The organism is Streptomyces capitiformicae, from assembly GCF_002214185.1.
Taxonomy (GTDB): Bacteria; Actinomycetota; Actinomycetes; order Streptomycetales; family Streptomycetaceae; genus Streptomyces; species Streptomyces capitiformicae.
Genome location: NZ_CP022161.1, coordinates 10,894,410 through 10,907,265, shown reverse-complemented (window position 1 = coordinate 10,907,265; position 12,856 = coordinate 10,894,410). Strand labels below are relative to the sequence as shown.

The following is a 12,856-nucleotide window of genomic DNA, read 5'->3' as shown; positions in this document are numbered from 1 at the left end:
CTCACCCCGCCTGTTCGTCGGCGAAGAGGTTGACGTCCTCGGGGTCGGCGGTGATCCCGACCCGCTCCCCGGCAACCGGGCCCCGGCCGGCCGGTACCTCCAGACGCACCAGCGGCGCGTCCTTGCCGTCGATGCGTACGCCGGCGCGGACCAGGGTGCCGACGTAGGTGGCGGTCTCCACCGTGCCCGTACAGAACCCGTCATCGGCGGCCGAGGCGCGCAGCCGGCCCGGCTGCACAGCCACCTTCACCTGCGTGCCGGGAGCCAGATCGTGGCGGCGCGCCTTGATCAGGCCGCCACTGGCATCCAGGCGGACCAGGGTGTGCTCGCCGTCCTGCTTCTCGATGCGGCCGGGCAGGAAGTTCGCCGCGCCGAGGAAGTCCGCCACGAACGGCGTCTTCGGCCGTTCGAACAGCTCACGGGGGGTGTCGAACTGCTCGATCAGACCGTTGCGCATCACCGCGATACGGTCCGACATGACCAGTGCTTCTTCCTGATCGTGCGTCACATAGATGACGGTCAGGCCCAGTTCCTGCTGGATGGACTTGATCTCGACCTGGAGCTGGTCACGCAGCTTCTTGTCCAGGGCGCCCAGCGGTTCGTCCATGAGGATGACCGGCGGGCGGTAGACCAGCGCCCGGCACAGAGCGACGCGCTGCTGCTGACCACCGGACAGCTCGCGCGGCTTGCGGCCGCCGAACCCGGACAGGCCCGCGATCTCCAGCGTCTCCCCCACCCGGCGGCGGATCTCGTCCTTCGCCACCCCGCGCAGGGTGAGCGGGAAAGCGACGTTCTCGCTCACGGTCATATGCGGGAAGAGCAGGTACTGCTGGAAGACGAAGCCGAGGTTTCGTTTCTGCGGCGCCAGCCGCGTCACATCACGGTCCCCGACGGTGATGGTCCCGGAGTCCGGTTCGCAGAACCCGGCGATCATCATCAACGTCGTGGTCTTGCCCGACCCGGAGGAGCCGAGGAAGGTGACGAACTCACCCGCCGCGATCTCCATGGACGCCTCGTCGACGGCCTGCACCACCTGCGGACACCCCCTGCCCAGCCCTCGGAGCAGCCGCAGACAGCCCACAACCTAACGAAGCACTACTAGCTGCTGGTTGCGCCAGCCCGTGATCATCGCCTCGAAGACCTATCGATGCCGCAGTCGCCCAACTGTGCGCCGAGGGGCACGAGATCCGCGACGAGGACGTGGCCCGGCTGTCCCCGCTCAAGCACCGGAATCTCAATGTGCTGGGCCGCTACAGCTTCACTGCCTCCACCCCGGCCGCCGGCGCCCTGCGCCCGCTGCGTGACCCGGACGCGCCAGAGCTGGACGAGGACGACGACGGCAGCGGGCAGGACTAATCGTGGCCGACCAGGGCGGTGATGAGCTTGCGGGCCCTCGCCTTGGTCAGCCGCTTCGCGGCCGTCGCGCAAGGGTCCCTGTACGGACGCCGGCGTCACCTACCGGGCCCCGGTCGGTGACGCGGGAAGCCGGACACGCCCAGCGGCGGCTGTGGTGTCCGTACCCCGCGGCACGATCATTTGTGGTCGACGTACCACTTCGTGCAGCTCTTGCCCCCGCTCTTCGGGAAGAGACAGGTACGCACGGCGTAGCTGTAGCCGTCGCCGGTCTGCAGCCGCACAGCACGCGTCGCCAGCTGGTCCTCGACGTTTGCCTCGTAGGCGTTCGCTGTGTCCCCGCAACTGTCGTAACCGCCCACCGTGGCGGGATGCTGCGGTTTGCTGCTCATCTTGAACTTCTTGTCGCTGCGATGGACCTCGACCCGGTCACCCTTCACGATGTCCTTGGCATAGGCGCGGGCCTTGTTGTCCTTAATCCGCTCGGTCCACAACTCGGCGTGCTTTCCCTTGTAGTCCAGCTCACCCGAGACCCCGTAGATCCCCGCGACGCTCCCGCAGAACTCCGCCGCCGCCCGCGCCGACGTCCCCACGCCCTTGGTGACAGCGCTCGCCGGCGCCCCGGCCACAGCGATCCCGGCGCCCGCGAGCAGGAACGACGACACCACCACGCCGCCGGCCATACGCTTCTTCCTCATAACTCTCCCCCGTACGTCCTGAATTACGGCGCCCCCTCCGGGGACGCCCCGGCGGAACAACGCGTCCCTTGAGCAACGCGTGACCCGCACCCATACACGCCGGCCACACCGGAACCGGTTCCCGCCCGGCCTGCCCGCCCACACGATCGGCACCGATTCGTACGATCCCCGCCCCGGACACTCGCGTTCAAGGTGTCTTCCTGATCGTTCGGCGGTGGACCGGCGCGCTCCGATCCCCGTGCCGGTCCGTCTTGACGGTACGGCGGCCCGGTGACAGCGGGTGCCTGCTCCGCACCAGGTCGACTCCCGGGGGCGCGCGCCGACTTCATCCTGGGGCTCCGACCCGAAGATCCCCGTGGCCGCTCACCGAGTCCGGCTGTCATGGCGGCGTGCGGGTCGTTGGTCAAGCCTCCAACCCGCCGCAGGGCCGCCTTCACCTCGCCTACCCAGGCTCTCCTCGACCGGAATCGGCCCCTCCGCCGTGCTTTCCGGCCTATAGCCCACGTCCGGGCACCCAGCGAACAACACGCGCACCTAGCATCATTCCGGCCCTCGGGAGCCTCTCGAGGGCATGAGGCAGGGAGACGTTTCTATGCGCATCACCAGAGCCATTGGCACCGTCGCCCCCGCATTACTGGGCGTGATCCTCGCTTTCTCCAGCTCCGCGACCGCCGCCGACCGCGGCTCCGCTGACGACCCGAGCGTGCGCGCCACCCCGTTCAGCGGTTTCATCCTCCAGACAGGAACGGCCCTCCACCAGACCGACGCCACCTTCGCGAGCCTGGTCGCTGACTGGGACCGGGACGGCCGCCCGGATCTCATAGAGGTGAAGAAGAGCAACACGGGTACGAATTCGACCGAGGTTCACATTCTCTCGGGTGCCAGCAACTTCCAGCGGTTCGTCTTGCATGGAGACCAGCCAGGGCACCAACGACACCCCCACCACCGGCGCGGAACCCTCCGCGTCCCCGGCCCGGCGCTTCGGTACGTCCGCGGGCGCCTGCTCGCCCTCTTCGACGATCACATGGGCATTGGTGCCGCTGATGCCGAAGGAGGAGACAGCGGCCCGGCGCGGGCGGTCCGACCGGGGCCAGGGGCGGGCCTCGGTGAGCAGCTCCACTGCGCCCGCGCTCCACTCGACGTGCGGCGTGGGCGTGCTCACGTGGAGGGTCTTGGGCAGGACTCCGTGGCGCATCGCCTCGATCATCTTGATGACGCCGCCCACGCCGGCGGCGGCCTGGGCATGGCCGATGTTCGACTTGAGCGAACCGAGGAACACCGGGTCGCGGCCGTCGCGGGCACTGCCGTACGTGGCCAGGATCGCCTCGGCCTCGATCGGGTCTCCCAGCCGCGTGCCGGTGCCGTGCGCCTCGACCGCGTCCACGTCGGCCGCGGTGAGGCGCGCGTCGGCCAGTGCCTGGCGGATCACACGCTGCTGAGACAGACCGTTGGGCGCGGTCAGACCGTTGGAGGCGCCGTCCTGGTTGACCGCCGAGCCGCGCAGTACGGCGAGCACCGGGTGGCCGTTGCGGATCGCGTCGGACAGCTTCTCCACCAGCAGCAGCCCCACACCCTCACCCCAGGACGTGCCGTCCGCGTCGGCGGAGAAGGACTTGCTGCGGCCGTCCGCCGCCAGGCCGCGCTGCCGGGAGAACTCCACGAACATGCCCGGTGTCGACATCACGGTGACCCCGCCGGCCAGCGCTAGGGTCGACTCGCCCTGCCGCAGCGACCTGATAGCCAGGTGCAGCGCCACCAGCGACGACGAGCAGGCGGTGTCCACGGTGACGGCGGGCCCGATGAGGCCCAACTGGTAGGCGATGCGTCCGGACATGACGCTGCTGGTGCTACCGGTGAGCAGATGGCCCTCCACACTCGGAGGCGCCTCGTGCAGCCGCGGGCCGTAGTCGAGCGCGGTCGCCCCGACGAAGACGCCCGTACGGCTGCCGCTCAGACTGGTGGGGTCGATGCCCGTCCGTTCCACCGCCTCCCAGGCGGTTTCCAGCAGCAGCCGCTGCTGCGGGTCCATGGCGAGCGCCTCGCGCGGCGAGATCCCGAAGAAATCCGCGTCGAACAGCGCCGCGTCGTGCAGGAACCCGCCCTCGCGCACCGAGCTCTTGCCGGAGTGCTCGGGGTCCTGGTCGTACAGCTCCTCGTCCCAGCCACGGTCGGTGGGAAAGCCGGAGATCGCGTCACGTCCCTCGGCGAGCAGCCGCCACAGGTCCTCGGGCGAGGTCACACCGCCCGGGTAGCGGCAGGCCATGCCGACGACGGCGATGGGCTCGTCCTCCCGGGACCCGGCGGGCACGGGCAGCCCGTCGTCGCTGCGCGCGCCGAGCAACTCTGACGCGACGTACGAGATCAGCGCGGCGGGCGTCGGGTGGTCGAAGAGCAGACCGCTGGGCAGGCGCAGACCGGTGGCCGCACCCAGGCGGTCGCGCAGCTCCACCGACATCAGCGAGTCGAAGCCGAGTTCCTTGAAAGGCAGCCGCCGGTCGACGGCGTGGTCCTCCCCGAACCCGAGTACCGAGGCGATGTGCGCGGTCACCAGGTCGGTGACGGCACGCGTCCGGTCGACCTCCGGCAGCCCGGCCGGCCGCGTCCCGAGTTCGCCGCGCGGCACCGCCTCGGCGACGGGCGTGTGCGGGGTCACCTCCGCCGGGGCGTGGTCGGAGGGCTGCCCGCCGATCCAGTGGTGGCTTCGCTGGAAGGCGTACGTCGGCAGCGCAACCCGCGACGGAACTCGCCCGCCGTGCACCCGGGACCAGTCGACGGCGTGTCCGCGGACGTCGACCGTGGCGAGGGCGGAGAACAGGCTGCGGACCTCGTCGCGGTCCCTGCGCAACGTGGCCACCGCCGTGCCGCCGTCGCCCAGGGCCTCATTGGCGAGGGTGCTGAGGACGGCGTCGGGGCCGACTTCGATGAAGACGGTGACGCCCTCGGACTGTTCCAGGGTTTGGATGGCTTGCCCAGATCTGCGAGGCGCACGGCACCACCCTGCCCGCCGCAGCGATCGCCTTCCCGCACACCCACCCCAGTATCATCAACGTTACCCTCGGTATGCGGACTGCGGAGCAGGTCGAACGGAACGTGGAACTCCATGATCAGCATGTCCCCGACGGTCTCTGGGACGATCTTCGCGCCCGGGGACTCATCAGATCGGACGTGCCCGCGGGGCACGGTGGGGGGAGGGATGCGCGATGTCTCTGACGGACAAGGCCATCGAGCAGATTCGTGAGCTGATCCGGACCGGTGCGCTGCCTCCGGGCTCGAAGCTACCGCCGGAGCCGGACCTGGCCGCCCAGCTGGGACTGTCCCGCAACCTCGCCCGGGAAGCGGTCAAGGCACTGGCCGTCGCGCGGGTTCTGGAGGTCCGACGAGGCGACGGCACCTATGTCACCAGCCTGCAGCCGAGCCTGCTCCTGGAAGGTCTCGGCGGCGCGGTGGAGCTGCTGCAGGGCGACTCGGTCGCCCTGCAGGACCTCATGGAGGTACGGCGGCTCCTCGAACCGATGGCCACGGCCCTTGCCGCCACCCGGATCTCCGACACCCAACTGGCCGAAGTGAAGCGGCACTTGGATGCCATGCGCGACGCCCGCGACGACGTGGAACAACTCAACGCCCACGACGCCGCCTTCCACCGCGCCGTCGTCTCGGCCACGGGCAACGAGACCCTCCTCACCCTCCTGGAAGGGATCTCCGGCCGCACCCTGCGCGCCCGCATCTGGCGCGGTCTGGTCGACGACAAGGCCGGGGGCCGCACCCTCGCCGAGCACGAGGCGATCTTCAACGCCCTGTCCACCCGTGACGCCGCCCTCAGCCAGGCCGCCGCACTGCTCCACGTGAGCAACACCGAGCTGTGGCTGAGGGAACACCTGCGTTCGGGCGAACCCCTCCCCGTCGGGACGACAGCGCGAAAGTGACGGGCGGGCGCCACCAGCCCAGCCAATGGGTGGGAGCCGATACGCAGGCGTCGGAAGTAGTAGGTCAGCAGCTCCTGGAGGACGTCGAGGATCTGGCGTGGTGCCAGCCGTTGAAGGAGCGGCCTTCGAAGGGCCCAGGCCCGGGCCGTGCTTGAGTTCGCCGTAGTGGTGCTCGATGCGCCACGGATCTTTGCCAGCCGGACCAGCTCCGGGATCGGGGCCTCGCCGGGCAGGTCGGACAGCCAGAAGCGGATCGGTCCGTCCTGGCCGTCGGGCCTTCGGCAGGCAGTCGCACCCGGGGCAGGACGCCGTCCCACCGGCCGCGCTCGGCCACCGCGGCTGCCTGTGCCAGCCGACGCGGGCGCGCCCCGGCCGGCCGGCCGGACCGCATCGCGAGGAAGCGCGAGGTCATCGGGGCCCGGGAGCTTTCCCGCCAGGTCACCTCCCTGAAGGCCTTCCCGTCCGGCGGCCGCTGCCAGGTCCGCCACCGGCACCAGGCGGCTGCCGGTAACGGGGCACCGGCGGGCGGCCGGTGCCGGACCAGGCGGGTGCGGCGGGTGCGCCTCGTGCGGCTGGACGTGATATCGCCGCGGATGCCGATTACGTACGCGTGTCCCCGCTCGGCCAGGTCGGTGCGGAAGTCGGAATTCTGGCCGTAGCCGGCACCGGTCACCACGACTGGCGGCACCAGTTGTCATCCCGGCCAGGTCATCCAGGGCGTCCAGCCGCCACTTCTCCCGATACCCGACATCCTTTGGAGCAGGCTGGGAACGGAGGAGCCGAGGTTGTCGAATCCACGCCGATACGAGGCCTGGTGGGCGAAGCGGATTCCTGTCGGCCACGGTCATGTCGCCTGATGGACGCGGGAAGTGGCCATTGCCACGCGAGCGGTGTGGTAGATGTGCCGGTTCGTTCGGGCAGCTCCGGCCCGTGGGGTCGGAGCTGCCCGAGGGAGTAACGGGCGGACTCGTACGAGACGCCGGCGGGAGGTTCGCCGGCCGGCACAATCGAGACCGGCGAGGCCGGCGGCGGCACGATGTCCCTGTCAAAGCATCCGGACCATCGGGGGTGAGGAAGCGGCCCGGACAACCGCGAGGTTCGCAGAACCGGCCCCCATTCCCTTCTTTGTGGCGCCGCGATGGGGCTCGACGAAAGCCGACCGACGACGGGCGTCGCCGGTCGGGATCGTCAGACGGCGATGATCTGCCACTGCTGCCGCGTCAGTGACGCGTACGGTTGCTGCTCGATGTTGGCTCCGTCGGGCCCGGACCACGGACACGATCCGTGTCGCCGCCCCGGGGTCGAGTACGCCGGGGACCAGTACGCCCAAGACCGTTCGGGGCGTGCGGCTGAGTGGACTCGCTTCTGCTCAGTCCAAAGGAACGGTTGGGGTCAGCAGTCGATGGCATCGTTGCGGGCCGGTTCCACGGGCTTTGCCTCGAAAGGGTGGGCGCTCGCATCCGATCGGACGGCCAGGACGTAAACACCGCGCTCGGACAGTGCGGTACGCAGGTGCACGTTGGTGCCGTAGGTGGCGTCGGCCACCCCGATCAATCGCGCCATCGGCGCGGCGGCTTCCGTCACCGTGGCGGACTCGGGTGTGGGTAAGTGTCGCGAAGGCGTCTTCTCGGCGCTTTCGCTCTCGGTCACCGGGACAACATTGCCGGGATGTGGGAGCGGTCAGCCATCCGGCGGGGCTACGGGAGTTGCCCCGCCGGTCGCCCCGCCACCACCCCGCCGATCGGCGGGGTTCGGGCGGCCGTACACGAACGCCTGTGGTCACCGCTCTGATCGACGCGGTCGCCACCGGACACGGTCTTGATCTCGGCATGCCGTTGATGAATGGCTGCGCAACATGCGTCGGCAGGCGAACAGCGCATGACATAGCATCAAGTATGTGAAGATTTAGCATACTTTAAAACACATAGCTTTGGTCGAGCTTTGCTTGACGGGTGAGCGAACCATGCTCGACGATGCAGCCACCCCTAATCATCCCCGCACATCCGGTACAGGCCGAACGTGTCAGGGGCCGCGTAATTCCAAACCGGGCGCTGGCCGGTTACCCCAATCCATCTCGCAGCGTGACTGGGTTCATCCCAATGGATACGTCCAGCGGACAAGTGTTTGAGCGTGAACGGAGCAGCCGATGTTGCCTAATCATGTCAGGGTGCTGACTGATAACGAACTGGAGGCTATCGCCGGTGGCGCCAGCCTCGACACCGACGCCACCTCCATGGCGCGTGTTGATCAGGACACAGCGCCGTCAGCCGCATCTTCAGCACACGGCGCACCCCGCGGTGAATGGGTTGCCCCCAAGCTGAGAGGGCGTTAAGTCCGATCTTCCTCGTTTCCTGATCGCTCGATCATGGTATTGAACCTCGTTCGGGCGACCGTTCATCATGTGCATGCCGTGATTCGGGGCAAGGGCCGAAGGCAAGACCGGGCGCAAGCGCGGGCTGGCCGTCGATGTGCTGGGACTGGTCATCGGCGTCGTTGTCCTGGCCGCCTCCGCCCACGACAACACCGCCGGCACCGCCCTCCTCGACCAGGCGGCCGAGCGGTGCGGCAACCGTCTTGAGAAAGCCCTGGTGGACCAGGGTTTCAAGGACGAAGTCATCATCCACGGCGCCCTGCTGGACATCACCGTCGAGGTCGTCCCCGCAACCTGGCCGACCACCCCGACCAGTATTGGGCTCCCAGCCCAACAACGAGGCATTGGGCCGGGAGCCCAATGCCTGGACGTTCCCGAGGATCTAACGTTCCCGACGTCAAGACTGTTCGTGACAGGCAGGAACGGAAGGCGATCATGGGTACTCCCGACGAGAAGAACTCCAAGGTCCAGGAAATTCCCGACGAGCAGCTCAACGAAGTTGCCGGTGGGGCTGACTACAAGGCCCTACCGCATCCGCTAAAGCCCGACCACAAGTACCACATCGAACCGAATCCGCGTTAGCCCGACTACGAGGAGCACCGAGGTTGGAAAAGGCTCGGTACCGAGCTCCCAGCCCGATGTGGCGTGCTGTACAACTATGGTGATGAACCGAATCCCATATGGGAGAAGGCCGCAGACGAGGAGTGCGTGATCGTCTTCACCGTGCTGCGTGACATCGAGCTCGGACAGCTCATCGGCGGCATCCATTGACAACACATTCGGTGAATGAAGCTGTCGGGGTGCCGAGGGGGCAATTCACAGATACGTAGTCACTTTGGTCGGCAAAGCGCTCGGAATATCGGCACGGTCTGTGACCCGGTCGACCGAAAGCCTCAACAGGGAACGGCATGGCACCGATGGAGCCTGACCAGAGGGCCGTGTTCGCCACAGCTACACCAAGGTTCTCACCCGTTCGTGGTCGAGCGAGGAGTTCTCGCTGCGGTTGGAGGCCGAACCGGGCAACGGGTTCAAGGCGGCGTTGCGGGTGTTGCACGGCAAGGGAACCCAGTTGGTCCGCACGGTGAAGCCGGGTCCGCCGCAGGCGTTCGCGCTGCGCACGGCCGACGGCGGCGCGCCTTCGCTCGAGCGGGGGGACCCCCATGACGCCGCTCGGCCCGCCCTCCGGGCGGACGACGGGACTTTCGCAACACGCCCTAGGGCCGAAGGGCTCGTGAATGCCGCCTCAGCCCCAGGGGCTTGACACAATGTCCGATTATCGTGCCCGCAGCGGACAGATCGCGCGTGGGTTCCGCGCGGGGCGTCGGAGATACTCGATGGACCGCAACAGTCGCACGATCCACGCCGCCGGTGCAGGCCCGTTCGAGCATCATGCCCGGGCAAGGTCAATCCGGTGATTGCCGAAGTCGCCCATCAGGTCGCCTCCGGTGATCGGCGCGCCGTCACCACCACCATGGCGGCGGAGGCCGGACAGCCTCCCCTCACGCCTTCGAGCCGATCATCCGGCACTTCGTGTCGGAGTCCACACCCACCTGTGCGCCGCCTGCACGCAACATGGTCGAGGAGGCCCCCGCCGCCGGCTAGTGCGTGGGCCAACTCGCTCAGGAGAAGGGCCCGTTGCCCGCCTGGAGGCTCGCCGACCTGCTGCGCGCCGAGACCATGGCGGGCAGCCGTCAGGCCCTGGCCCGAGATGCGTGATGAGCCCGGTCGCACTCGGCCCGCTGACGCTTGGTATGTCCGCTCCCGATGTGCGTCGTTCCCAGAACCAGTAGAGGAAAAGCATGTCGCTCCTGAAGACCATCGATACCAATCCCTCCTTCGCACCCCGCGAGTCCGGCCCGCTGCCGGAGCGCCTGATTTCCGGCGACCCGACCTACAAGACCTGGGCCCAGGACGCCGCCCGCGGGGGAACGATCAATACGGGCGTCTGGGAAGCCACACCCGGCGAGACACGCTCGATCAAGGGCGAGACCTTCGAGTTCTGCCACATCCTTTCCGGCGTCATCGAACTCACGCCGGAAGGTGGCGAGCCGGTGGTCTACAAGGCAGGCGACAGCTTTGTCATGAAGCCGGGCTTCGTCGGTGTCTGGAAGACCATCGAAACCGTGCGCAAGATCTACCTGACCGTGTCGTGACGCCGATGCCGCAGGGCACGATCGTCGTCGAGACCTCTCGCGAGGGCGGCCTGTCCAGAAGGCGCATGTTCTCGATGCCCTGAGGACCGCGCTGTGGCAGAAATCCAGCTCAGCGATGGCGTATGTGGCGATGGAACCGGAGGCTGCCGGTCCCATCCGTACTGCTCGGCGTCGCCGCGCAGAAAGCAGGCGGGCACACGGAGAGGCCCAGATCGAAGGGCCCTCCGTGCGCCGCGGTCGTCGCCTGCGCGGTCCGCAGGCGGTGAGTGGCGAAGCGCGCCGCCGGTTCTCCAGCGCCTCGTACAGAACCCCGGGTCTCTGACCCGGGGGTTTCGCATGGAGCGGGTGACGAGAACCGAACTCGCGCTCCCAGCTTGCGAAGCGACGGCGCTTGGGTGGGCCGTATGGCTCCGACGTGCGCAGGCGGCTTGTGCTCGGGTGGTCGTGCGGGTCGGATCGCACCGCTGTTGACCGTGGTTGCCCGCTCTTACGGGCACGTTGTGGGCACGGGCGCAACCAGCAGCCGGGGCCCCGACATGGAGGCTTTGCGGACTTCGTGATCGACTTCGTGGACCAGGCCACCGATGACCCGGCCATGCGGCTGTCCCCCGGGGGGGGCGGATCCGGGACGTTCCCCGCTGTGCCGCCGATACCGCGCCAACTCCCCGACCAGCTGTCCGTTCCTCACCCAGCACCTGATGTCACCGCCGCACACGTACGGCCCGTGGAAGGCACCCGAGACCGAGGTGTTGTTCGCCCGCGGCCCGGCGCCCGGGACAGGTGCGGAGTCCAGTGTTGTGTTGTCCAACTCCGGGGAATCGGTGGACCGGATCAGCCTCCAGCGTCTACATTCTGCGATCGGTGTCATTCGGCCCGTCGAACACGAGCCCCGGCGCTATTCGGCCCGTCGAACGCGAGGCCAACTACTACGCTGAACACCAGCCCCGACCGGCAGTTGGACTTAACCCGTAGAGCTTCCACTGATCCCGGAGCCGTGTAGTCCTTGCAGGTGGGTTGCCTGCCCGCGAGGGATATTCAACCCAGTTGATCACTCAGCGAATGGCTACGAACGAGTCGGGTCACCAATTCCCTACCGACCAAGCCCTTTTGATGGTTACACGTGTCGTGGTGATCGTCGTTTTGTTGTCCTCCCATACCCAAGGCGGTTTTCAGCCTGCTAGATTGACGTCCGTGTCTCCGAAGTGAAGTCGGGCAAATCCCGCGGTCTCGCGCGCCACTCCGCGCACCGAATCCGCCCCTCGGCCGGCCGTCATCGCCTCCCGCAAACCCCAGACAGCACGAAACCCCCGCCCCTGCGGGGGCCGACACCAGGGCTTCAACGCAGGGAGTCTGTGGTGCTCAACGAGCCGGTCCTGGCGCTGGCTGCGGCGGGCCGGACGCTGCCCGGCGTGATGGACTGTTGTCCGCGATGTGGCCGTTGCGGTTCGAGTCCGGGGTGCCGACGCGGTCCCTTCTACCGAATCAGGGGCAGCGGAACTTCTCGGGCTTGTACTGGTCGGTGAAGTGTCGGCGTCTGACGGCATGCCTCCGCGTTCTGGCGAAACTCGGCCTGGGCGCGCGCCAACTGCTCCTCCGCCGCGACGCGTCCGACGAGAGACCTCGATCGCTTCCGGTGCCCATGACTCTCTCCCGCCTCACTGCATTTCACTGAACTCGCAAACGACGACCGCTCCCCGCGCCCGGTGGAGGTGCAGCCCGGGGGCGGGGAGCGGTCCGTGTGGTGTGGGTTCGGGTGCGTCAGTTCTCGTGGACGTGGAGCGAGCCGCAGATCACGAAACCGTCGTCCGACCCGTCCGAGACGAGCAGTGTGGTGTACCTGGACCGATGTCTGTCCGGGATGTCCACGAACTCGTCGATGCCGGTGGTGGCCGTGTCAGGGGCGGGGGAGATCAGGAGCTCGGGGTACTGGGACTTCAGCTTCATGCCCAGGACGTTCAGGAACTCGATCTCCACCGTCCCGTCCAGTCCGCCTCCCGGGCGCGCGCGCAGCACGAGACGGCGATGGGACACCTGGTAGGACCAGAGCTGGAAGGGCCGCTTGAAGTGGAGAGGAAGCATTCGTCGTACCAGTACTCCAGTTGTAGATCGCGATCTTCACGCCTGAGTGGCTTGTCGTTGATAGTGGCTGGTTTGGGATTGGGCCTGGTGGCGGCGTCGCCAGTGGGACCAGTCGAGCCGGTGGGCCGTGTCGTGGGTGCGTCGGACGACTGGTGCGTTGAACAGGCGCTGGATCTCGTTGCAGGTGAGCGGTATCAGCTCGTCAGGCCTGGAGTGGCGGGCGTGTTCGTCGGCGCGGACGACGGTGAGGAAGGCGTGGGCGAGCATCGCGAGGGTGCC

9 protein-coding genes and 5 pseudogenes are annotated in these 12,856 nt (G+C 68.0%); 7 read left to right on the top strand and 7 right to left on the bottom strand.

Annotated elements, in window-relative coordinates; all coding sequences use genetic code 11:
• Position 1 precedes the first annotated feature (1 nt).
• Complete coding sequence (locus tag CES90_RS48730; RefSeq protein WP_208921988.1) at positions 2-1,006, bottom strand: ABC transporter ATP-binding protein; 1,005 nt, start codon at positions 1,004-1,006, stop codon at positions 2-4.
• Between the two features lie 137 nt (positions 1,007-1,143).
• Between CES90_RS48730 and CES90_RS48725 the strand changes: the two are divergent.
• Positions 1,144-1,356, top strand: a pseudogene (locus CES90_RS48725) (Tn3 family transposase); the annotation flags it as partial.
• Between the two features lie 176 nt (positions 1,357-1,532).
• Here the strand turns inward: CES90_RS48725 and CES90_RS48720 are convergent.
• Both CES90_RS48720 and CES90_RS48715 read right to left on the bottom strand, forming a co-directional pair.
• Positions 1,533-2,051 carry a hypothetical protein gene (locus tag CES90_RS48720; RefSeq protein ID WP_189788809.1) on the bottom strand — a complete coding sequence of 173 codons (519 nt, stop codon included), beginning with the start codon at positions 2,049-2,051 and terminating at the stop codon, positions 1,533-1,535.
• 910 nt (positions 2,052-2,961) lie between these two features.
• Positions 2,962-4,662: pseudogene (locus tag CES90_RS48715) on the bottom strand (type I polyketide synthase); the annotation flags it as partial.
• A 353-nt stretch (positions 4,663-5,015) separates the two neighbouring features.
• On the opposite strand from CES90_RS48715, the pseudogene CES90_RS51125 reads away from it, so the two are divergent.
• Positions 5,016-5,261: pseudogene (locus tag CES90_RS51125) on the top strand (aldo/keto reductase); the annotation flags it as partial.
• Positions 5,252-5,974: a FadR/GntR family transcriptional regulator gene (locus tag CES90_RS48710; RefSeq protein ID WP_208921801.1), complete on the top strand. Its 723-nt coding sequence runs from the start codon at positions 5,252-5,254 to the stop codon at positions 5,972-5,974. The pseudogene CES90_RS51125 and the gene CES90_RS48710, both read left to right, overlap by 10 nt.
• 64 nt (positions 5,975-6,038) lie before the next feature.
• On the opposite strand, the gene CES90_RS48705 is transcribed toward CES90_RS48710, so the two are convergent.
• Positions 6,039-6,647, bottom strand: coding sequence for a hypothetical protein (locus tag CES90_RS48705; RefSeq protein WP_408646668.1), 609 nt, complete (start codon positions 6,645-6,647; stop codon positions 6,039-6,041).
• Positions 6,648-7,366: 719 nt separating this feature from the next.
• Positions 7,367-7,624: a transposase gene (locus CES90_RS48700; protein ID WP_189788006.1), complete on the bottom strand. Its 258-nt coding sequence runs from the start codon at positions 7,622-7,624 to the stop codon at positions 7,367-7,369.
• 776 nt (positions 7,625-8,400) lie between these two features.
• Here CES90_RS48700 and CES90_RS48695 point away from each other — a divergent pair.
• From CES90_RS48695 to CES90_RS48680, 4 genes and pseudogenes are all read left to right on the top strand, one after another.
• Positions 8,401-8,631, top strand: a pseudogene (locus CES90_RS48695) (transposase); the annotation flags it as partial.
• 149 nt (positions 8,632-8,780) lie between these two features.
• Positions 8,781-8,927 (top strand): hypothetical protein, encoded by a 147-nt coding sequence (locus CES90_RS48690; protein WP_189788005.1) that lies wholly within the window; start codon positions 8,781-8,783, stop codon positions 8,925-8,927.
• Positions 8,928-8,990: 63 nt separating this feature from the next.
• The gene (locus CES90_RS51540; RefSeq protein WP_268257072.1) at positions 8,991-9,116 is read left to right on the top strand and encodes a hypothetical protein; all 126 of its coding nucleotides are present in this window, start codon (positions 8,991-8,993) and stop codon (positions 9,114-9,116) included.
• Between the two features lie 1,028 nt (positions 9,117-10,144).
• Positions 10,145-10,498 (top strand): cupin domain-containing protein, encoded by a 354-nt coding sequence (locus CES90_RS48680; RefSeq protein WP_189785488.1) that lies wholly within the window; start codon positions 10,145-10,147, stop codon positions 10,496-10,498.
• Positions 10,499-12,256: 1,758 nt separating this feature from the next.
• Here CES90_RS48680 and CES90_RS48675 read toward each other — a convergent pair.
• Both CES90_RS48675 and CES90_RS48670 read right to left on the bottom strand, forming a co-directional pair.
• A complete protein-coding gene (locus CES90_RS48675) occupies positions 12,257-12,577 on the bottom strand; it encodes a hypothetical protein (RefSeq protein WP_189788803.1) in 321 nt (106 codons plus the stop codon).
• Positions 12,578-12,613: 36 nt separating this feature from the next.
• Positions 12,614-12,853: pseudogene (locus tag CES90_RS48670) on the bottom strand (IS701 family transposase); the annotation flags it as partial.
• Positions 12,854-12,856: the final 3 nt, after the last annotated feature.

Excerpts from the sequence above, each read along its gene's own strand:
- CES90_RS48675 (WP_189788803.1), bottom strand. The coding sequence starts at position 12,577 with ATGCTTCCTCTCCACTTCAAGCGGCCCTTCCAGCTCTGGTCCTACCAG.
- CES90_RS48730 (WP_208921988.1), bottom strand. The coding sequence starts at position 1,006 with ATGGAGATCGCGGCGGGTGAGTTCGTCACCTTCCTCGGCTCCTCCGGG.
- CES90_RS48720 (WP_189788809.1), bottom strand. The coding sequence starts at position 2,051 with ATGAGGAAGAAGCGTATGGCCGGCGGCGTGGTGGTGTCGTCGTTCCTG.
- CES90_RS48690 (WP_189788005.1), top strand. The coding sequence starts at position 8,781 with ATGGGTACTCCCGACGAGAAGAACTCCAAGGTCCAGGAAATTCCCGAC.
- CES90_RS48680 (WP_189785488.1), top strand. The coding sequence starts at position 10,145 with ATGTCGCTCCTGAAGACCATCGATACCAATCCCTCCTTCGCACCCCGC.
- CES90_RS48710 (WP_208921801.1), top strand. The coding sequence starts at position 5,252 with ATGTCTCTGACGGACAAGGCCATCGAGCAGATTCGTGAGCTGATCCGG.